This is a genomic window from Brevibacterium sp. S22, assembly GCF_004745485.1.
GTDB lineage: Bacteria > Actinomycetota > Actinomycetes > Actinomycetales > Brevibacteriaceae > Brevibacterium.
Genome location: NZ_RHFG01000001.1, coordinates 256,374 through 277,111, shown reverse-complemented (window position 1 = coordinate 277,111; position 20,738 = coordinate 256,374). Strand labels below are relative to the sequence as shown.

Genomic DNA, 20,738 nt, shown 5'->3' with positions numbered 1-20,738 from the left:
TACGCCAATCCTGCCATGTTTCACCTGCTCATGCCGAGAAGTCTCCCTGTCCGATACCGTCTGTGCGGATCTCGTCGGACCGAGACGCAGGGGAGACGCACGGGAGCCTCGGGCGCAGGCTCCGATGGGCCTGCGGTCGAGGCTGCGGGCACCGCTGTCAGCGGAGGCGGTGCACCTAGTGGTCGATTCCGCCCGATAGGGTAGGAGTGTCGAGAACCGAAGAACACGCGAACATAAGGGACAATGGGAGCATGAACGCTCGAATCCTCGTAGTTGATGATGACACGGCTTTGGCCGAAATGATCGGAATTGTGCTCAAAAGCGAAGGCTTCGAGCCCTTCTTCTGTGCCACCGGAGACCAGGCCTTCGAAGAGTTCCAGAAGGTCAGTCCGGACCTCGTGCTGCTCGACCTGATGCTGCCGGGCAAGGACGGACTCGAAGTGTGCCGGGAGATCCGCGAGATCTCGTCGGTGCCGATCATCATGCTCACGGCGAAGTCCGACACTGTCGATGTCGTCCTCGGCCTCGAGTCCGGTGCCGATGACTACGTGCCGAAGCCGTTCAAGCCCAAGGAGCTCGTCGCGCGTGTCCGTGCTCGCCTGCGGATCTCCGAACCGCAGGCTCCCGAGCTGCTGACCGTCGGCGATGTCGTCGTCGACGTCGCCGGTCACACGGTGACCAAGGGCGGATCCCCGGTGTCGCTGACTCCGCTCGAATTCGATCTGCTCGTGGCCCTGGCCCGCAAGCCGTGGCAGGTGTTCTCTCGGGAGACTCTGCTCGAAGAGGTGTGGGGATACCGTCACGCCGCCGACACCCGGCTGGTCAATGTGCATGTGCAGCGTCTGCGGTCGAAGATCGAACGCGATCCGGAGAAGCCGGACATCATCGTCACCGTCCGCGGCGTCGGCTATAAGGCCGGCCGAGCCGCGTGACCTCCGAGTCAGCCGTGGACGGACCCGTCCGCACCGCGGCCTCGGCTTTGAAGACGTTCTGGAATTTCATTCTCCGATCGTTCAGCCACTCCCTGCAGGTTCGCATCGTCGTCCTCACGATCGTGCTCACCTCGGTGGCGATCTTCGGTGTCGGCACCTATATGTCCCAGCAGATCGCCCGCGGTCTCTTCGACACCCGCCTGGACTCCCTGTCCTCGCAGACACGTTCGATTCTGGCCGAACTGCGGTCCCTGGCACCGGTCGACGGTCAGGCGGTCACTCAGGACACGCTGAGCTCGCAGCTGTCATCGATCTACAACCGTTCAGCCGGGTCGGTGTACTCTCTGACCCTGCAGCCGAAGGATCCGAACTCCTCATTCTCGACAGTCACCGCCGGTGAACCGAGCGAGGACGGTGAGGCATCGCAGGTGCCGATGACCGATGAGCTCCGCGAGGCCATCCGCAAAGCCCCGGCCGATGACAAGCTCTACCAGTCGGTGAGCCTGCCCGACGGCACCGGGCCGGGTCTGCTCATCACCCAGGAGCTGCAGATTCCGGGTGCCGGTCAGTTCCAGCTGTACTACCTCGGTGACCTCAGCGAACAGCAGGACACGCTGAACTTCGTGCAGCGGTCGATGTTCGTCGCCGCCCTCGTCCTCGTCGTCCTCGTCGGTGCTGTCGCTTGGATCGTCACCCGGCTCGTCGTCACTCCGGTGCGCACCGGGGCCGAGGTGGCCAGACTCATCGCCGACGGCGACCTCGATGAGCGCATGCCTGTGCACGGCAATGATGAGATCGCCGTGCTCGGCGAGAGCTTCAACGACATGGCCGACACCCTCCAGCATCAGATTGAGCAGATGGAGCGACTGTCCGTGCTGCAACGGCAGTTCGTCTCCGACGTCTCCCACGAACTGCGGACGCCGCTGACGACGATCCGTGCCGCCGCCGATCTCATCTTTGATTCCCGCGACGACCTCGACCCTGTCACCGCGCGCAGTGCCGAATTGCTGAACTCGCAGGCCGAACGCTTCGACAACCTGCTCTCCGACCTGCTGGAGATCTCTCGCTACGATGCCGGAGCCGCAGCATTGGTGGCCAAACCCGTCGATATCGGCGCGACCGTGACCTCCGTGGTCGAGACCGTGTCGATGGTGGCCGAACAGATGTCGACGGCGATCGTCGTCCACGCTCCGTCGTCACCGGTCATGGCCGAGGTCGATCGGGTGCGCATCACCCGGATCGTGCGCAACCTCGTCGTCAATGCGATCGAACACGGTGAGAACAACCCGGTCGACATCTACGTCGCCTCCAACGCCGAGGCGGTGGCTGTGAGCGTGCGTGACCACGGAGTCGGCATGAATGAAGAACAGGTCGAGCACGTCTTCGACCGATTCTGGCGCGCCGATCCGGCCCGCAAGCGCACCCTCGGCGGTTCGGGCCTGGGCCTGGCCATCTCGCTCGAGGACGCCCACCTGCACAACGGCTGGCTGCAGGTCTGGGGTAAGCCTGGCGAAGGGTCATGCTTCCGGCTGACGATTCCGCGGCGTCCCGACCAGGAGATCACCTCCTCACCTCTGCCGCTGCCGCCCCGCGATGCGCAGATCCGCGGTTCGGCGCTCGTCGCCGGACCGCTGTCCTCGGACGGTTCCGTGCGCATTCAGACCGGCTCGATCCCGATCGTCGTCGAAACCGAGCCGGAGATGCTCGAGGTGGAGCAGAACACTCCCGCCGAGGCGGCCCCGCAGGAATCCTTCCCACTCCAGTCGGCCACGATGACAGTCCGATCAGAGCTCGTTGAGTCAGACACTGCGGAACCGGACGCCGGCGAGGTGGGGGAACGGTCCGCGGATGACGTAGATCCGGAACTGGACACCCCTGATCCGGAACTGGACAGCCCGGATCCTGAATTGGACACCACCGATCCGGAACTGGACAGCGAAGGCGACGGCGGCGACAGAGTGGACGACAGCGAAGGAGGACGGTCATGAAGCGCACGACATCCCGTGGCTTCCGGGTGAAGACCATGCTGGTCTCCGTCTTCACAGCCCTTGCGCTCGTCGGCTGCTCGTCGATCCCGACCTCATCACCTGTCGGCCATATCGAAGACGATTCGAGTGATCCGGGTGCGAACAACGCACGGATTCCCGACGGTCCGGAACCCGGTGACAGCCCATCGGACATCGTGCGGGGCTTCCTCCGGGCCGGAGCCGGCACCGGCAACAACTTCTCCGTGGCTCGGTCATTCCTCACCGAGGGCGAGGCACAGAAGTGGAGCCCGCAGGAATCGGTGTCGGTGCTGCCGAACGATACGGACCTCGACTCCTTGAACGTCGGGGTCACCTCCGATCAGAAGACGATGAGCATCTCGGCTCCGGTCGTCGGCCTCGTCGACTCCTCCGGCGTGTTCAGCTCCACCAAACCGGGCACCCAATCGACCCTGGAATTCTCATTGCGGCAGGAGAACGGGGAGTGGAGGATCTCCTCGGCGCCGGACGGGCTGCTCATCAGCCAAACCGACTTCCGTACGATCTTCCTCAACTATTCACTGCAGTTCTTCACCTCCGACTATTCCTATCTCGTCCCGGATTCGCGCTGGTTCCTCCGGTCCTCCTCGACCCCGACCGTGCTGATGAATGAACTGCTCAGCGGGCCCGCCCCCTACCTGTCCGGTGCCGTGATCACCGGGATCCCCGACGGGGCGAAGCTGAGCGATTCGAATGTGGTCACCATCGATAACGGCGTCGCCCATGTTGCCCTGGGACCGCAGAACCCGGCCCCGTCGGACCGTGAGAAGGGACTGATCCGACAGCAGATCGCCACGACTCTGCAGGTGATTCCCTCGATCTCGGCGATCGAGCTGACCATCGGCGGACAGACCGTGCCGGCCAGCCTGCAGCCGAAGACCGACACCTCGGTCCAGGTCGACGGACCGCCCGTCGTGCTCGCCGACAACCGACTCTCCCGAGTCTCGGGAACGACCCTCGCCAAGGTCGAGAACAGTCCGGACCTGAAGAAGGCGAAGGCGAGTGACCCCGCGGTGTCGCTGGACGACTCCCTGTATGTGTACCTGGCCGATGACGGCAAACAGCTCATGCGGCTGAGGTCCGACGCCGTCGACGCCACCCCGGTCTTCAAAGGCGAGAAGCTCGTGCGCCCCAGCATCGATCGCTTCAACACGACCTGGACAGGTGAGGCGGAGAACAAGGGCGAGCTCAAGGCGGTCGGCCGTGACGGCGAAGCCTTCACCGTGGCCGCCGATTTCCTCAACGGTCGGCAGCTCGTCGATATCGAGGTCTCTCGAGACGGCACCCGCGTCGCTCTGCTCAGCCGGCACAAGGGAGAGCCGGACCGCGTCGATGTGGTCGGTGTGCCGCGGGACAAGGCGGGCAATCCGTCGGGCCAGGTCTCCGAGACACCGATCGAAGTGGGCGCGAGCTTCGACGAGATCAAGGACGTCTCCTGGGCGGGATCGACTTCTCTGGTGGCACTGGCCGCTGAAGAAGGAGATTCTGTGCAGCCGTTCCGCATCGGAGTCACCGGCCCTGCAGAACAGCTGGGCGAAGTCTCGGACGGAAGCCGCATCGCAGGAGGGGTGGATGGACGCTCGATCCTGGTCACCAGCTCTGATGGTGCCCTGTACAGCTACAACTCGAATGCGTGGCAGAAGCTCGTCGACGTCGCCGCCAAGGACCCGTCCTATCCCGGCTGACCGGTCGGGTCGAGCACGGCTGACCGGGGCTGGCTGAGCATAGTAGATTGCTCCCATGGGGCTGCTCGAGGAGTTCGGCGAACTGCTCCTGCCCCGCCGGTGCGCCGGATGCGGGCGGGAGAACGTCTCCTTGTGCACCCGCTGCCTGCAGCTGCTGGGAGGGATTCCGCGGGCGATGGAACCGCGCTACGGCACGATGCCGATCGTCGGGGTCTGCGAATACAACTCGCAGATCTCCCGCATGGTCGTCGGCTTCAAGGACGAAGGTCGCCGGGACATCCTCGATCCGTTGGCTCTGGCACTGACCCGTTCGATCGTCGCTGCACTCGACCTCATCGGATACTCCGGCGGAGCAATCCGTCTCTTCCCAGCGCCCAGCTCGGATCGAGCCAGACGTCGTCGTGGCGGATCGCATACTGCCGCCTTGGCGAATCGGGCGAAGGAGCTGTCGCCGGAGCTGCCCATGGAAGTCCATGATGTGCTCTCGGCGAAGCGCTCGCGCGACCAGGTCGGGCTCGGAGCGATTGAGCGTGCACAGAACGCGGAGCGGACTCAATATCTCGACCGGAGGAGAATTGCTGGGATTCCCGGATCACGTCCGGCCTCAGGCGCAGGTTCCGCGTCTGCAGATCTGCTCATCGACGACTTCTCCACCACCGGCGCTACCTTGGCAGAAAGCACACGCTTGCTAGCATCGGTGCAGATCAGACCCGCTGTTGGAGCTGTTCTCGGGCTCGGTCGCGGGGGCACTCGATTTGTCTCTCCCTTTACTGTATAACGGTGGTACCCATCCAAGGGCATGGGATCGGATGAATCCGAAGAACGAGTCGCTAAGGACACATCATGGACATCGTTGTCAACGGCCGTCAACTGACCATCTCCGACAGCTTTCGAGCCCACATCGAGGACAAGATCGCCAAAGTCGAACAGCTTGCCCCTCGTGCTCAGCGTGTCGAAGTGCATGTCACTCACGAAAAGAACTCCCGCCAGCCCGAGACGAGTGAGCGAGTTGAGCTCACGGTTGTGGCGAAAGGGCCGGCAATTCGGGCAGAGGCCATGGCAAGCGACAAATATGCGGCACTCGATCTGGCATGGGCGAAGCTCGTCGAACGTCTGAGGCGAGCGAGGGACCGGCATAAGGTGCCGCGTTCGGGCCATCACCGCAAGGAATCCACGGCCGAGGTGCTGGCGAAGATGCCGGTGGCCGAACCGATGATCCCCGACGCGGACGCAGATGATGCGAAGCCTGATGAGGACCGCAGCGTCGATCAGACGAACGGGCGGATCAAGGCCGAAGGCGATTCGCCGGTGGTGCTGCGTGAGAAGACCTTCAACGCCTCACCGATCGGCATCGAAGAGGCCCTGAACCGAATGGAACTCGTCGGACACGACTTCTACCTGTTCATCGATGAGGAGTCGAGCAAACCCTCCGTCGTCTACCGCCGCAAGGGCTGGAGCTACGGAGTCATCGCGCTCGACCACGAGCTCGAAGAAGCCATAGACTGACCCCAAATTACTACCTGACGGCGGCTCTGCAACCTTGCGCAAGGTTGCAGAGCCGCCGTCAGGTAGCAATTTGGGGTATAGCGTGGGGATATGCAGAGGATGACACGGGCCGCGGCCCGCAGGACAGCGATCGCGGCGACCGGACTGGACCGTCAGCGTCCGGCGAAAGTCACCGCCCGGCACCTCAAGTCCGTCTTCGCCACCTTGGGGCTGACCCAGATCGACTCCGTCGCGCGAGTCGTCCGCTCTCACTATCTGCCCTACTTCTCCCGTCTCGGTCCCTATCCGCGGGAGACCCTGGACCGTCTGTTCTATTCCTCACCGCGCATGGGCGTCGAATACTGGGCGCATGCCGCGGCCTTCGTTCCGCCGCAGACGTGGAAGCACTTCGCCCGGGCCCACAGCGAATGGTGGCGCAATGACTTCGGACAGCGCCATCCGGAGACCGGCGAAGAATTCCGGAATCTCCAGTCCTCCGTCCTCACCGCTCTCTCCTCGGGGCCGAAGACGGCACGGGAGGTCGCCGAGGTGGTCGACCATGATCTGCCGGAGACACACCGTGGCCATTGGGGTTGGAATCCCAGCCAGGTGAAAGTCGCCCTCGAAGCACTGTTCGCCGGTGGAATCATCAGCGCCTCGGGGCGCAATGACCACTTCGAACGCATCTATGCACTGGCTCGCGACGTCTCGCCAGAGCTGCCTGAGATCCCTCTGAGCTATGGGCCGCCGGAGGATCCTCGATTGGGACTCGACCCGAATGCGCAGCTTCCGCGCGGGATCTCCGGGGTCGAGAACAACGTCCTCGAACTCACCCGCATCGCCGCACGGGCCTTGGGAGTCGCCAGGCCCGAGGACATCGCCGACTACTTTCGGCAGCGGCGCGCACCGACCGACGCCGCGGTCACCGAGCTCATCGCCTCGGGCGAACTCCGTGAAGTCGATGTCGAAGGGGTCCCAGCTCTGAAATGGCATGAGGCACGGACTCCGCGCACAGTGACCGCTCGAGCACTGCTGGCGCCGTTCGACCCGTTGGTCTTCTATCGTCCGCGCATCGAATGGCTCTTCGACTTCCACTACCGCATCGAGATCTACACTCCGGCCGCCAAACGGGTCCACGGCTACTACGTGACTCCGTTCCTCCTCGGCGATCGACTCGTCGGGCGGGTGGATCTGCACCGGGACCGGGCTGCAGGAATCCTGCGCGCTCACACGGTGACATGGGAGCCGGGGGAGGAGCACACCACGGAACTGGCTGCCGAGCTCAAGACGATGGCTGCATGGCTGGGTCTGAGAGCCGTGGACTTCGAAGGTACTCACCTGCCATTAAGCTAGGGGCTATACAGTCGTTCGAGTTGTTGTCCGGCAGACATGCCGATTAGGAGAAAAGTGGCTAATTTCCTCGAGAAGCTTCTGCGCACAGGTGAAGGCAGAACTCTGAAGAAGCTCCGCCGATACACGGATGCCATCAATCAGCTGTCCGATGAGTTCAGCGAGATGACCGACACCGAACTGCGTGAGGAAACCGGCCGGTTCAAGGAGCGCTTCAAGGACGGCGAGAGCCTCGACTCCCTGCTTCCAGAAGCCTTCGCCGCCGTGCGCGAAGCATCGAGCCGGACTTTGGGTCTGCGACACTTCGACGTTCAGCTCATGGGCGGCGCCGCCCTGCACTTGGGCAATATCGCAGAGATGAAGACCGGTGAGGGCAAAACCCTGGTCGCCACGGCACCGGCCTACCTCAACGCTCTCACCGGCAATCCGGTCCACATCATCACGGTGAACGACTATCTGGCCACTTATCAGTCCGAACTGATGGGACGCGTGTTCCGCTTCCTGGGCATGGAGACCGGATGCATCCAGGCGAACATGCCCTCGGACCTGCGCCGCAAGCAGTACGCCGCGGATATCACCTACGGCACGAACAACGAATTCGGCTTCGACTACCTGCGCGACAACATGGCATGGTCAGCCGATGAGCTCGTGCAGCGCGGACACTCCTTCGCCATCGTCGATGAGGTCGACTCGATCCTCATCGACGAGGCACGTACCCCGCTCATCATCTCCGGTCCTGCCGAAGGTGATGCGAACCGCTGGTACGACGAATTCGCCAAGGTCGTCAAGCGCCTGAAAACCGACCGCGACTATGAGGTCGACGAGAAGAAGCGCACCGTCGGCGTCCTCGAACCCGGCATCGAACGCGTCGAGGACTACCTGGGCATCGGCAACCTCTACGACGCGGAGAACACCCCGCTCATCAGCTTCCTCAACAATGCCATCCGCGCCAAGGAGCTGTTCAAGAAGGACAAAGACTACGTCGTCCTCGACGGCGAGGTCCTCATCGTCGACGAGCACACCGGTCGTGTGCTCAAGGGCCGCCGCTACAACGAAGGCCTGCACCAAGCCATCGAGGCGAAGGAAGGGGTGAAGGTCCAGGCCGAGAACCAGACCCTGGCGACGATCACCCTGCAGAACTTCTTCCGTCTCTACGAGAAGCTCTCCGGCATGACCGGTACGGCCGAGACCGAGGCCGCGGAGTTCATGTCCACCTACAAGCTCGGTGTCGTCCCGATTCCGACGAACAAGCCGATGCAGCGAGTCGACGAATCCGACTTCGTGTACAAGAACGAGGTCGCGAAGTTCGATGCCGTCGTCGACGACATCGTCGAGCGCCACGAGACCGGACAACCGGTCCTCGTCGGCACGACCAGCGTCGAGAAGAGCGAATACCTGTCGAAGCATCTGGCCAAACGCGGTGTCAAGCATGAGGTCCTCAACGCGAAGAACCACGCCCGTGAGGCCTCGATCGTGGCGATGGCCGGACGCAAGAGCGCTGTCACGGTGGCCACGAACATGGCCGGCCGCGGTACCGACATCATGCTCGGCGGCAACGCCGAGTTCCTCGCGGTCGCGGAAATGGAACGTCGCGGCCTCGACCCGGCCGAGAATGAGGATCAGTACGAGTCCGAATGGCCGGCTGTGCTGAAAGCCGCCGAGGACAAGGTCAAGGAAGAGGCCGAAGAGGTCGTCGAGCTCGGGGGACTCTACGTGCTCGGCACCGAACGGCACGAATCCAGGCGCATCGACAACCAGCTGCGCGGACGTTCCGGCCGTCAGGGAGACCCCGGCGAATCGCGGTTCTACCTGTCGCTGACCGATGACCTCATGCGCCTGTTCGGCTCGGGAGCCGCCGAACGGATCATGGCCACGGCAAATGTGCCCGACGATGTGCCCCTGGAATCGAAGATGGTCTCACGCGCCATCCTCTCAGCCCAGTCACAGATCGAGCAGCGCAATGCCGAACAGCGCAAGAACGTGCTCAAATACGACGACGTTCTCAACCGCCAGCGCACCGTCATCTACGACGAGCGTCGCCGAGTCCTCGACGGCGCTGATCTCGAAGAGCAGGTCGCTAAATTCCGCGAAGAGGTCATCGACGCCTACGTTGCCGAAGCGACCACGGGACCGGTCGAGGACTGGCAGATCGACGAGCTCTTCGACGCCCTCGGAAAGATCTACTCACCGTCGATCAGCTCCGAAGACCTCGCCGAGGAACTCGGCGGTCTTGGAAACCTCACGAAGAACCGACTCAACCAGGAGATCCAGTCCGATCTCGGCGTGTTCTACTCCCAGCGCGAAGAGGAACTCGGTGAGGAAGCCACCCGCGAACTCGAACGCCGCGTGGTGCTCTCCGTCATCGACAAGCGCTGGCGCGAACACCTCTATGAGATGGACTATCTGAAGAACGGGATCGGACTGCGCGCCATGGCCCAGAAGGACCCGCTGGTCGAATACCAGCGTGAGGGCTTCGACATGTTCAAGACCATGCAGGATGGGATCAAGGAGGACGTCGTCCGCCTGACCAACACGCTGCAGGTTCAGGTGACTTCCTCAGCGGGCACCGACGACGGCGAGCCCGAGGTCGAAGTCGATGCTGAGGAGCTGCGTCACAAGACTCCGAAGATGCAGCTGTCGGCCCCGTCCGAGGCCGGTTCCTCCTCGGTCTCCGAAACGGAGGACGATGACGAAGCGGCCCCGGCCAACCGCGCTGAACGTCGCGCGAAGAAGAAGGCGAAGAACTGACCCAGATCCCTCGGCGGCTCACATCGTCTGCAGTGCAGTCAGCGTCCACCGGGTGGTGAGCAGCTCCAAGCGGACTGCCACCGCCCGGACGCGGTTGGCGGCGGCGACGATGACCGTGACCTCGGCGACCTCTGGGCTGACCTGGCACACATGTGCCGTGCCCGGCTGCACCGTACGCGCCCCGGGTACGGTCGCCCGCTGCGGCGCCACCTCGGCGCGCAGCTGACAGCGGTGATCGATCTTCGCCAGCAGCTCCGGTTCGACCCAGCGGGCGATCGTCTCGCTGCGTCTGACACCGGAGAGGACCTCGAGACAGGCAACCGCCAACGAGGTGGCCGTGGCCGCGATCCGCGCCCGCTCGTCTGCGAAATCCTGACCTCGGATCGGGTTGCGAGAAGACTGTGCCGTGGACGGCGAAGCGACCTGTCGCCGAGGCGGCACCGCAGCCTGCGGTCGGGTCAGAGTGAGCGGGGCGGTCATGTCTGGATCTCCAATCTCTGACCTGCAATGATGAGGCTCGGATCGGGTCCGATGGTGTCCTCGTTGGCGGCATAGACTGCAGCGACGAGCTGCGGAGTCTCTTCAGCAGAGTCGGTCAGCCCGGCCGCGATCGACCACAGGCTCTCACCCTGAGCCACAACGTGTGTGGAGGTTCCGGAACCTGCGGGGACAGAAGCGTCGTCGCCCACTCCGGGCCGATCTGGTGTCCCACCGCGGTCGGATTCGTCATCCTGATCTGATTCTCCGGAGCTGTCCGTGCCAGAGTTACTCGGGGGTGATGAATGCGCATTGCCCGGCGGCGGTTCGGTGGGCCATCCGGGATCGGGCAGATGTGTTCGTTCCGGTGACTCGGATTCCTCTGGTGACTCTGCGTCGTCGGCATACTCCGCTTGGTCAGGGGCATCCTCAACCTGGCCGTCGTCGTCGATCGTCGGCCAGCCGGGATCGGCCGGAGCCGTCGACGTCACCGTCGGATTCACGGGTTCGGGCCCGGAGGACGCGACCGGTGTCGCCTGAGCGGAGTGGACGACCAGGCCGGCAGAGACGATGGCAAGAACGCTCGACGCCAGAATCCGCGGCATCGCCGTCACGACCAGGCCCGCAAGGGTCGACCGGAGGCGACCGGAAGGAAGGATTCGCAGCAGCAGTGCCAGCAGAGAGACGAGACCGAGCCTCGCGAACAAGAGCGCTGTCGCGCCGATGATGGCGATGACGACGATGTCGGTGGTCGTCCGCGGCTGGGGCATCTGTGTCCATACGGTGAAGAACGAACCGAGCAGAACCAGCCAGGAACCCGCACATGCAATCAAAAGATACATTTAGACATCCTCCATTGGATATTGGACTTAATGATGCCGTTAGATGCAATTTGTTGTCAATGGATAAGTTCTAACTACATGGCTGTAGTTCGACGCATCTTCGTTTCAAGTCTTGAAAGTGGACTACAGCTGGGGCAGGCTTGGCGTCTATGGACGATCGCATCGATGCACTTCTGGCGGATATCGAAGCCGCCGACTCAGCGGCACGCGTGCACGCCAGGCGAGGTGAGTACGGAGATGAAGTCGCCGGTCAGGCCGCCGAAAGGACTCTGCTCGAACGGCTGCGTGGAGCAGTGGGGTCGACGGTGCGGGTGACGATGTCTGATCGTGAGGTCAATGGTGCGGTGCGCTTCCTCGGCCGTGACATCGTCGTCGTTGCCGGGGCTGAGGTCTCTGCCGTTGCGATCAGTGCCGTTCGTGGACTCAGGCTGACCACGAAGGTACATCGGTTCGAAGTCGGTGGGCTTGAGCGTCTGGGGATGGGGTCCGCATTGCGCCGCTGGTCAGCCGCTCATGAAGAGGTGTCGATCGATGTTGCCGACCGCTCCGGCGGTATCCGCGGACGATGCGAACTCGTCGGCGCCGACTATGTCGAAATCGCCGGCCGCATCGTTCCCTTCGCTGCGATCAGTGCCGTCCACGCCCGGACGAATCCCTTCGAATGAGCCGGGTGTGATGGAGATCAGAGTCGAAGTGGGAGGGTCAGTCCTCGATGGATCCGGTCTTGATCTGGTACTCGGTGCGCTCGTACATCCGTTGGATATAGGCTTCGATCTCGGACTTCTCGACTCGCCACTGGCCGCGCCCGCCGACCTTGATGGCGCGGAGATCGCCCGAACGGACCAGTGCCCGGGCCTGAGCGATCGAGACATTGAGCAGCTCGGCCACATCGGTCAGCGGCAGGAAGCGACTTTCGACGGCCATGAGGTGACTTCTCCCATTCCAAATGTCCACCTGCCTCCAGATGTCCATCTGCTTGTTGGTGCGATTTGCCAAAAACACCGCTTTGGCATCATTTGATGCCTAATATTATCACTGAGGAACGGTTTCTGTCAGTGAAACTTCTGCGAATCTGGAGATGCAATGGAGCTCTCGAAGCGAAGCAGGCGCCCCCGCTGGACCGACGCACGGCTGCTGGTCGGAGCGGTGCTCGTCATTCTCGCGGTCGTCGGAACCTATCTGCTCGTCACCTCGGCGAACTCGACTGCCCGCGTGTGGGCGAGTGCCCACGCCCTCGTCCCCGGTGAAGTCCTCGAGCCGGCTGACTTGACCGTCGCCGAGGTCAATCTCGCCGATCTCGGCAAGAAGTACCTCTCGGCCGATGCCGAGCTGCCGGCGAACACGAGCGTGCGCAGCGTTGTTGCGGCGGGGGAGCTGCTGGCCGCCTCGGCGGTGGCGCCCCTGTCCGAACTCGAAGGACGGGTCGTGGCGATCGACATCGCCGGTTCCGTTCCCAGCGTCGTCGGCTCGGGCAGCCTCGTCGACGTCTGGGCCCAACCGGACCAGAACGGGATCGACGAGGACGGAACACCGCCCGAGCAGATCGTCGATTCCGCTCCGGTCGCCCACATCACCCGAGACGTCGGCAGCTTCGGGGCAGGCGATGGGGCCCGGATCGAAGTGTTCGTCGGCTCTGGGGACCTGCCCGGCGTGCTCGCGGCCCTCGACGGACGCAGCGTGCTCTCCGTCGTCGGCGCCCCATCCGTTCCCGCCGACGACGGCGGGCAGTGATGACACAGGTCCTGCTGGCCGTCGACTTCGAGTACGACCTCATCCTCTTCGAGCTGCTCAGCGAGATCGACGATGTCACGATCGTCGCCCGCCCCGCCGACGAGGTGGAGCTGCTGGCCCACTGCCGCACCGGCGGAGCCGACGTCGTCATCATCGGCCGATACTTTCCAGGTCTCGACGCCGAGGTGATCACCGCGATCACGGCGTCCGGAGCGAAGGTGCTCGGCTTCGGTGATGACGCGCACGTGCTCGAAGCCGTCGGCATCACCGCCGTGGTCTCGACGGATGCGGATGCGACGACGATGGCGTCGGCCATCGAGGACATCCGTGCCGCCACCGTGGTCCCGCCGCGCCCGACGACGCCACCGGGCGCCGTCGGCGGAGCGGGAGTGATCATCACGGTCTGGGGGACGGGGTCGTCGCCCGGACGCACCCTCACGGCCGTCAATCTCGCTGATCAGGCCGCCCGCCAGGGCAGGCGCAGCGTCATCGTCGACGCCGACACGGTCTCCGGGATGGTCGCGTCCACGCTCGGGCTGACAGAGGAATCCTCACACCTGGCCAGTCTGTGCCGATCGCAGACAGACCCGTCCGGGAGACTCGATCCGCATTCGGTGCCGCATGCAGCGATCCGTGAGAACTTCCATGTCGTCACCGGGCTGACGAGGCCCGAGCGGTGGCCGGAGATCCGCGCCTCCGTCCTCGAAACGGTGCTGCAGCGCTTGGCGAAGGTCTACGACGTCGTCATCGTCGACGTCAGCGACCGCATCGATCCCGATGATGACCTCGCTGACCCTTTCTATGACCGGCACTGCGCCACTCGCGCCGCCCTTGAGGCCGCCGATACCGTGCTCGTCCTCGCCGCGGGGGACCCGATCGGTCTGCAGCGGCTGGTCAAACTCCTCGGCACAGCGCGGGCCGAAACTGTGCGGGAGAAGCTGCGGCTGGTGATCACGAAGGTGCGCTCAAGCGCGGTCGGCCACCCCGCCGAGACTCGGATCAGAGAGGTCCTCGCCCGATTCGTGCGCATCACCCCGGACTTCATGCTCAGCGACGACCGCTCCACCGCCGACGCCGCGATGCTCGCCGGCCACACCCTCCACGAACAGAATCCCCGGTCCGTCCTCGTCGGCGACCTCGCCGGGATGGTCGACGAGCTCCTGCCGGGCCGTCGCCGGTCCCGCAGAGCCGAGGGAGGACGCGAGCGCCTTCGCACCGGTCGTCGCGGACGGAAGATGCGGGTGGGTCAGGGGAGCGGACCGCGGGACTAGGATGAGGGGCATGGCCATTCGCTGCTACATTCCCACCACCCTGACCGCGCTGCGTTCGACACTCACCGACGTCCGCGCCGTCGCCCCCGATGCCCAGGGGCGCAGCCTGCGCGGCGAGGAGTTCGAAACAGCTGAATTCGACGCCATGTGCATCGCCGCCGCCCTGGCCGCGAACGCGGAGTTCGATCCTGCTGAGACCGATGCCGTCGCCGAGGCGGCCCCCGAGCGCCGTGTCATCGTGGCCTATGACGCCCCTGAGTCCAGCCCGGCTGAACTGCTGACCGACGGCTTCGAACTCATCACCCTCGCCGAGGTCGATATGACCCGGGTCGCAAGCTTCCACCTCGACGAAGACGTCGTCTGGGACGAAGCGGTGCGGCTGGCCGAGGAGACGGGCGCGAGCGGGGCTGAGGACCACCTCGGCGCTTCCGATCTGCTGTGGTACGACTCCTCTGAACTCGATCAGCTGCTCGGCGACGAGAGCTGAACCGACGTATCGGCGATCAGCTTCGTCGACCGTCGGACTCAGGCGGATTCGAAGCGGCGCAGCCGGTCGCTCAGTCGCTTCTCCAGGATCGGGACCACGGCCTGTTCGATCATCGCTCCGAACATCGGAATCGATGAGCTGATCTCTGCGTGTGCGGTCAGCTTCGTCACTGACTCCGCTTCGCGCAGCTCGAGGACCGCATCGATCTCGACGGGCACGCCTGCGGCACGGGCGGTCATGCGGATCTCTGCCTCGGTGCCGAGGACATCCCCGGGGATCATGTACACCTCGACCAGTACGGTGTTCTCCGGAAGCCTGGAGGCCAGAGCCGCAGGGAGCTCGGACTTGGGCATCGGGGTCCGCACGGTCATCTCGGTGTCGGGGTCCATATGTTCGGCACTGGCCTCGGAGCCGAGCTTCTCCCACACACCGGGATCGGCGAGTTTGGCCAGGAATGACGACAGATCAACCGCATAGTCATGATTGAGGGTCAGAGTTCGCATAGCTCCAGTCTGCCAGCGAATGAACGGTACACCACCGCATGCCGCTCGGCGTGCCTTTCTCGATAATTGGGCATAGTGTGGGCAGTGACGATTCGATGTCGAATCGCCGGACGAATGCTCGTTGATCATAGAGGTGGCACAGTGACACAGGTCTCAATTTCGAACGTTGCAGAAGAGTGGAGGAAGCAGAGGGGGCAATCAGCCCCCGAGAACTTCCTCGAAGCGTACTATCCGCGGTTCGAAACAGGGGCCAGCGACCCCGAGGCCTACGCGGCAGCGGCGGCCCATCACTTCGCTCTCGGGACCGAATACGACGGTCAGACACCGGCGATCGCCATCTACAATCCGAGCGTCGACTCGCCGGAGTTCCGCGACAACCACACGGTCATCGCCATCGTCCTGGCTGATATGCCGCACCTCGTGTCGTCGATCGTCAGCGACCTCGCCGCGAACGGCAGGTCGATCCGTCGCGTCCACCACCCGATCATCACCGTCACCGGAACCGGCGCCGGAGAGAAGATCCTCTCCCCAGCCGAATCTCCCGCACTCAGTGCGGATACGGCAAGCATCCCGACGGTCTCCGAGGCCCCTGCCGTCGCAGCGGACGGCGCCCCACAGCAGCAATCCTGGATCCGTCTCGAGATCGACCGCATCTCCGACACCGACTTCGCCGCGCTCGAAGACCGCCTGCGCGGAGTCCTCGACTATGTGGCAGCGGCAGCCCGCGACGCCCAGGCAATGGCCGCGAAGGCTAAAGACATCGCCGCCGAGCTGAGCGCACATGCACCGCGCCCGGAGCTGGCCTCCGAAGCCGAATCCGCCGCTGCCCTGCTCACCTGGCTCGACGGCCACTTCACCTTCCTCGGCTACCGCGAATACGACTACATCCATGACGCCGAGCACAGCAGCCTCGAACCGATCGAGGACACCTCGATGGGCATCTCCACCCTGCGCCCCCTCGTGAAGTCCCCGCTCAGCCGGGCTGTCGCCGACAAGGCCCTGGAACCGCATGTGCTGGTGCTGACGAAGGCGAACTCCCGCTCCCGCGTCATCCGATCCTCCTTCATGGACTACATCGGCGTGAAGACCTTCGACGCAGACGGTGAGATCGTCGGCGAACGCCGTTTCGTCGGCGTGTTCAAACCCGAGTTCTACAACGACAGCGTCCTCAACATCCCGGTCATCGACCGGAAGGTCGCGAAGATCCTCTCGGCCAGCGGATTCCCCACCGGATCCCATTCGGCCAACGAGCTGCTGGGAGTCCTCGAGAACTACCCGCGCGAAGATCTCCTGCACGAAGACACCGAAGAGATCTTCGACGTCGTCATGGAGATCGTCGACATGCAGGAACGCCGGGAATCGCGCGTGTTCGTCCGCGCTGACCCCTACCAGCGCTTCGTCTCCGTCATCCTCTACCTCCCGCGCGACCTCTACAACACCGATGCCCGTGTGCGCGTGCAGGAAGTGCTGCGGAGGTTCTACAACGCCGACAGCGTCGACTTCGATGTGCTGCTGAGCGAATCGGCGCTGGCCCGCATCCACTTCATCGCCCGCGTCGCCCGTGACTCCGAACTGCCGCAGATCGGCGCCGATGAGGTCGAGGACCGCATCGTCGGAGCCGTCCGCTCCTGGTCCGAAGACGTCCACGCGTTCCTCGTCCCCGCCGACACCGGCGACTCCGGGGCCTCGCACGCTCGGGCCGACCTGTGGTCGAAGGCGTTCCCTCCCAGCTACGGCGAACATCACACCCCCGCCGAGGCGGTCGCCGACGTCGCTCGGTTCGAAGCCCTCGATGCCGGTGACGGGCCGGCAGTGCGCCTCTACCGCCCCGAACAGAACACGGACGCCTCCGTCCGACTCGTCCTCTACCGCCACGACCGGGTCAGCCTGTCCGAAGTCCTGCCCTACCTCACAGCATTCGGTGCCGACGTCGTCGACGAGCGTCCCCACGAACTCGACCTCGCCGACGGTTCGCACCGTTTCATCTACGACTTCGGTCTCAGCTTCTCCGAGGACCTGGCCGACGACGACTACGACCGCATCGCCGAAGCCTTCATCGCCGGTTGGGAAGGCAAGAAGGAAGCGGGAGTCTTCGACCGCCTCGTCGTCGCCGGGCTCTCCTGGCAGCATGTGACGATCATCCGCGCACTGGGCAAATACCTGCGTCAGGCCGGCTTCACGTATTCGGATACCTACGTCGGAGAGGTCTACAGCGACTATCCGCAGATCTCGAAGCTGCTCGTCGACTACTTCGCCGCCAAGTTCGATCCGGACGTCGACGAGGGCAGGCGCGAAGCTGCGATGGCTGAGATCGACGAATCCATCGAATCCTCACTCACAGAAGTAGCCAGCCTCGACGCGGACCGTGTGTTGCGCTCCTCCCTCGAGCTGCTGCGGGCGACCCTGCGCACGAACTACTACATCGCCGAATCCGGTGCTCTGCCGACCGCCCTGGTGCTCAAGATCCGACCCGACGAGCTCAGCTTCGTGCCGAAGCCGAAGCCGGCACTGGAGATGTGGGTGTACTCTCCGCAGGTCGAAGGCGCGCATCTGCGCTTCGGCACCGTCGCTCGCGGCGGACTGCGCTGGTCGGATCGTCGGGACGATTTCCGCACCGAGGTCCTCGGCCTCGTCAAGGCGCAGATGGTCAAGAACGCCCTCATCGTGCCCACCGGCGCAAAGGGCGGGTTCTTCCCCAAACAGCTGCCGCCGATGAGCGATCGGGACGCCTGGATGGCTGCCGGTCAGGCTGCCTACGAGGTGTTCATCGAAAGCATGCTCGAGGTCTCAGACAACCTCACGTACGGCAGCGATGACTCCAGCGTCGTCGTCCATCCCGACCGTGTCGTCCGCCATGACGGGGACGACTACTACCTCGTCGTCGCCGCCGACAAGGGCACCGCACGGTTCTCCGATGTGGCCAATGCGATCGCCGAACGCCGCGGCTTCTGGCTCGGTGACGCCTTCGCCTCCGGCGGATCGGTCGGCTACGACCACAAGGCGATGGCCATCACATCCCGGGGTGCGTGGAAGTCCGTCGAACGCCATTTCCGCGAGCTCGGGCTCAACACCGCCGCCGAAGACTTCACGGTCGTGGGCATCGGCGATATGAGCGGTGACGTCTTCGGCAACGGGATGCTGCGCAGCGAGCACATCCGTCTGGTCGCGGCGTTCGACCATCGGGACATCTTCCTCGACCCGAACCCCGAGGCCGCACGCAGCTTCGTCGAACGACAGCGCCTCTTCGACCTGCCGCGCTCGAGCTGGCAGGACTACGACCGAGACCTCATCTCCGCCGGCGGCGGAGTCTTCTCCCGTTCGGCGAAATCGATCGATCTCAGCCCGGAGGCCGCCTCGGTGCTCGGAGTCGAACCGGGAAAGCGCAGCCCGGCAGACCTCATGTCCGAAATCCTCAAGGCACCCGTCGACCTCGTCTACAACGGCGGAATCGGCACCTATATCAAATCCTCGACCGAGAGTCACGCCGATGTCGGCGACAAGTCCAACGACGCCATCCGAATCGACGGCGCCGATGTGCGGGCACGTGTGGTCGGCGAGGGCGGCAACCTCGGTGTGACTCAGCTGGGACGTGTCGAAGCGGCGCTGAACGGCGTCGAGATCAACACCGATGCCGTCGACAACTCGGCCGGCGTCGACAGCTCGGACCACGAGGTCAACATCAAACTGCTCCTGCGCACCCTCGTGCACAAGGGAGCCTTCGCCGCAGAAGAGCGGGAACAGGTCCTGCACTCGTTCACCGACCAGGTCGCCGACCGGGTGCTGGCGAACAACTACGCGCAGAACGTCGTCCTCGGAGAGGCACGAGCCCAGACGGAATCCATGTCGGGCACCTATGGTCGGCTGTTGGGCTACCTGGAGAAGAACGCCGACCTCGATCGTGCGGTCGAGTTCCTGCCGAACGCGGACGAACTGGCCAAACGCGAATTCAGCTACTACGTGTCACCCGAACTCGCCGTGCTGCTGGCCTATGTGAAGATGCACGCAGCCGATGAGATCCTCGACAGCCCCGTACCCGATGAGACGTGGATGCGTCGGGAACTCGTGTCCTACTTCCCGGAGACCCTGCAGGAGAAGTACGGGGAGCTCATCCCCGAGCACCCGCTGCATCGGGAGATCGCGACGGCGAAGCTCGTCAACCGGCTGGTCGACCGCGGCGGACTGACCTACACCTATCGGATGCTGGAGGAGACCCCGGCCTCGGTGCCGCAGATCGCGCGCGTGTTCGTCGTGGTCTCGGAGATCTTCGGTCTCGACGACTTCTTCGAAGCGGTGTGCGCCTTGGACAACCAGGTGCCGACCGAGGTGCAGGTGAAGCTCCAGCACGACTATGTGCGTGTGCTCGACCGCTCGTCGCGCTGGCTCGTGCAGCAGGCTCCGGACAGCCTCGACGTCGATTCGGGCATCGAGATGTACGGCAAGGTCGTCGAGGCTCTGCGCTCCCGGGTTCCGGAACTCGTCGACGGCTACGATGCGGAGACCATGCAGACGAAGGCTCAGGGCTACATCGACGAAGGTGTGCCCAGCGAACTCGCTTGGCGGTCCGCTGCCCTGCTCGACGAGTTCGTGCTGCTGGACATCACCCAGCTGGCGGCCCGCGCGAACGAATCCGCCGAGGATGTCGCAGAGGTCTACTACGCCGTGAACGAACGCTTCTCCGGTTCGCAGATCCTCACCCTCATCGGTGAACTCGACCGCAGCGACAGGTGGTCGGCTCTGGCCCGCGGATCCATGCGTGATGACTATTACGCAGCGATCCTGTCGGTGACCGGAACGGTCCTGGGCGCCACGGATTCGCCGATCTCCGGCACCCCGGACGAGCGGGCGAAGCAGCGGCTGGCCGAATGGCTCGAACGCAACGAGACGGTCGTGGGCCGAGTGCTGGAGACGACGGAGACGATCCTCGGACTCGACGCCGTCACCCAGGCCCCGCTGTCGGTGCTGCTGCGCTCCCTGCGGTCGATGGTCCGCTCCTCGGCCTGGGAAAGCGAACACAACAGCTGATCCGATTCCGGTCACGGCCGACCCCATGGTCGGCCGTGACCGGCCGAACGACCCCATGATGGGCCCCAGGCGTGCTCGGTGCGCCGGCCGTGGTCAGCGGGTCAACCGTACTCGGTCGGAAGGCGCCGCCTCAGCGAGTCCATTCGTACCCTGATTAAGTGGTAGCGTCTGAACATCGACT

At 64.2% G+C, this 20,738-nt stretch carries 16 protein-coding genes; 12 read left to right on the top strand and 4 right to left on the bottom strand.

Annotated features, from left to right (window positions below):
• The first annotated feature begins 251 nt into the window (after positions 1-251).
• The 7 genes from mtrA (at position 252) to secA (ending at position 10,224) form a co-directional block, all read left to right on the top strand.
• Positions 252-932, top strand: a complete 681-nt coding sequence (mtrA, locus tag EB835_RS01470; protein ID WP_135807711.1) for an MtrAB system response regulator MtrA — start codon at positions 252-254, stop codon at positions 930-932.
• Entirely contained in the window at positions 929-2,920 is a 1,992-nt protein-coding gene (mtrB, locus tag EB835_RS01465; RefSeq protein WP_135807710.1) for an MtrAB system histidine kinase MtrB, read from the top strand. The genes mtrA and mtrB overlap by 4 nt, the downstream gene beginning before the upstream one ends.
• On the top strand, positions 2,917-4,641 hold the full coding sequence (locus EB835_RS01460) for an LpqB family beta-propeller domain-containing protein (RefSeq protein WP_135807709.1): 1,725 nt from the start codon (positions 2,917-2,919) through the stop codon (positions 4,639-4,641). Before mtrB ends, EB835_RS01460 begins: the two co-directional genes overlap by 4 nt.
• A gap of 55 nt (positions 4,642-4,696) precedes the next feature.
• Positions 4,697-5,419 carry a ComF family protein gene (locus EB835_RS01455; protein ID WP_135807708.1) on the top strand — a complete coding sequence of 241 codons (723 nt, stop codon included), beginning with the start codon at positions 4,697-4,699 and terminating at the stop codon, positions 5,417-5,419.
• Between the two features lie 65 nt (positions 5,420-5,484).
• Positions 5,485-6,147: a ribosome hibernation-promoting factor, HPF/YfiA family gene (raiA, locus tag EB835_RS01450; protein ID WP_135807707.1), complete on the top strand. Its 663-nt coding sequence runs from the start codon at positions 5,485-5,487 to the stop codon at positions 6,145-6,147.
• A gap of 90 nt (positions 6,148-6,237) precedes the next feature.
• Complete coding sequence (locus EB835_RS01445) at positions 6,238-7,479, top strand: winged helix-turn-helix domain-containing protein (RefSeq protein WP_135807706.1); 1,242 nt, start codon at positions 6,238-6,240, stop codon at positions 7,477-7,479.
• Between the two features lie 54 nt (positions 7,480-7,533).
• Complete coding sequence (gene secA, locus EB835_RS01440; protein WP_135807705.1) at positions 7,534-10,224, top strand: preprotein translocase subunit SecA; 2,691 nt, start codon at positions 7,534-7,536, stop codon at positions 10,222-10,224.
• Positions 10,225-10,242: 18 nt separating this feature from the next.
• Here secA and EB835_RS01435 read toward each other — a convergent pair whose 3' ends face one another.
• Positions 10,243-10,704: an Rv3235 family protein gene (locus EB835_RS01435; RefSeq protein ID WP_135807704.1), complete on the bottom strand. Its 462-nt coding sequence runs from the start codon at positions 10,702-10,704 to the stop codon at positions 10,243-10,245.
• Positions 10,701-11,543 (bottom strand): LysM peptidoglycan-binding domain-containing protein, encoded by an 843-nt coding sequence (locus EB835_RS01430; protein WP_135807703.1) that lies wholly within the window; start codon positions 11,541-11,543, stop codon positions 10,701-10,703. The genes EB835_RS01435 and EB835_RS01430 overlap by 4 nt, the downstream gene beginning before the upstream one ends.
• A gap of 149 nt (positions 11,544-11,692) precedes the next feature.
• On the opposite strand from EB835_RS01430, the gene EB835_RS01425 reads away from it, so the two are divergent.
• Positions 11,693-12,208, top strand: a complete 516-nt coding sequence (locus tag EB835_RS01425) for a hypothetical protein (RefSeq protein WP_135807702.1) — start codon at positions 11,693-11,695, stop codon at positions 12,206-12,208.
• Between the two features lie 37 nt (positions 12,209-12,245).
• Here EB835_RS01425 and EB835_RS01420 read toward each other — a convergent pair whose 3' ends face one another.
• Entirely contained in the window at positions 12,246-12,467 is a 222-nt protein-coding gene (locus EB835_RS01420) for a helix-turn-helix domain-containing protein (RefSeq protein ID WP_025780784.1), read from the bottom strand.
• 159 nt (positions 12,468-12,626) lie between these two features.
• Between EB835_RS01420 and EB835_RS01415 the strand changes: the two genes are divergently transcribed.
• Genes EB835_RS01415 through EB835_RS01405 form a run of 3 tightly spaced genes read left to right on the top strand, consistent with a single transcriptional unit; the run spans position 12,627 to position 15,032 of the window.
• The gene (locus tag EB835_RS01415) at positions 12,627-13,274 is read left to right on the top strand and encodes an SAF domain-containing protein (RefSeq protein WP_135807701.1); all 648 of its coding nucleotides are present in this window, start codon (positions 12,627-12,629) and stop codon (positions 13,272-13,274) included.
• Positions 13,274-14,545 carry an AAA family ATPase gene (locus tag EB835_RS01410; RefSeq protein WP_135807700.1) on the top strand — a complete coding sequence of 424 codons (1,272 nt, stop codon included), beginning with the start codon at positions 13,274-13,276 and terminating at the stop codon, positions 14,543-14,545. The genes EB835_RS01415 and EB835_RS01410 overlap by 1 nt, the downstream gene beginning before the upstream one ends.
• Positions 14,546-14,555: 10 nt before the next feature.
• Entirely contained in the window at positions 14,556-15,032 is a 477-nt protein-coding gene (locus tag EB835_RS01405) for a DUF6912 family protein (protein ID WP_135807699.1), read from the top strand.
• 38 nt (positions 15,033-15,070) lie between these two features.
• Here the strand turns inward: EB835_RS01405 and EB835_RS01400 are convergent, their stop codons facing one another.
• Positions 15,071-15,535, bottom strand: coding sequence for a DUF2505 family protein (locus tag EB835_RS01400; protein ID WP_135807698.1), 465 nt, complete (start codon positions 15,533-15,535; stop codon positions 15,071-15,073).
• A gap of 141 nt (positions 15,536-15,676) precedes the next feature.
• On the opposite strand from EB835_RS01400, the gene EB835_RS01395 reads away from it, so the two are divergent.
• On the top strand, positions 15,677-20,557 hold the full coding sequence (locus EB835_RS01395) for an NAD-glutamate dehydrogenase (protein ID WP_240688470.1): 4,881 nt from the start codon (positions 15,677-15,679) through the stop codon (positions 20,555-20,557).
• Positions 20,558-20,738: the final 181 nt, after the last annotated feature.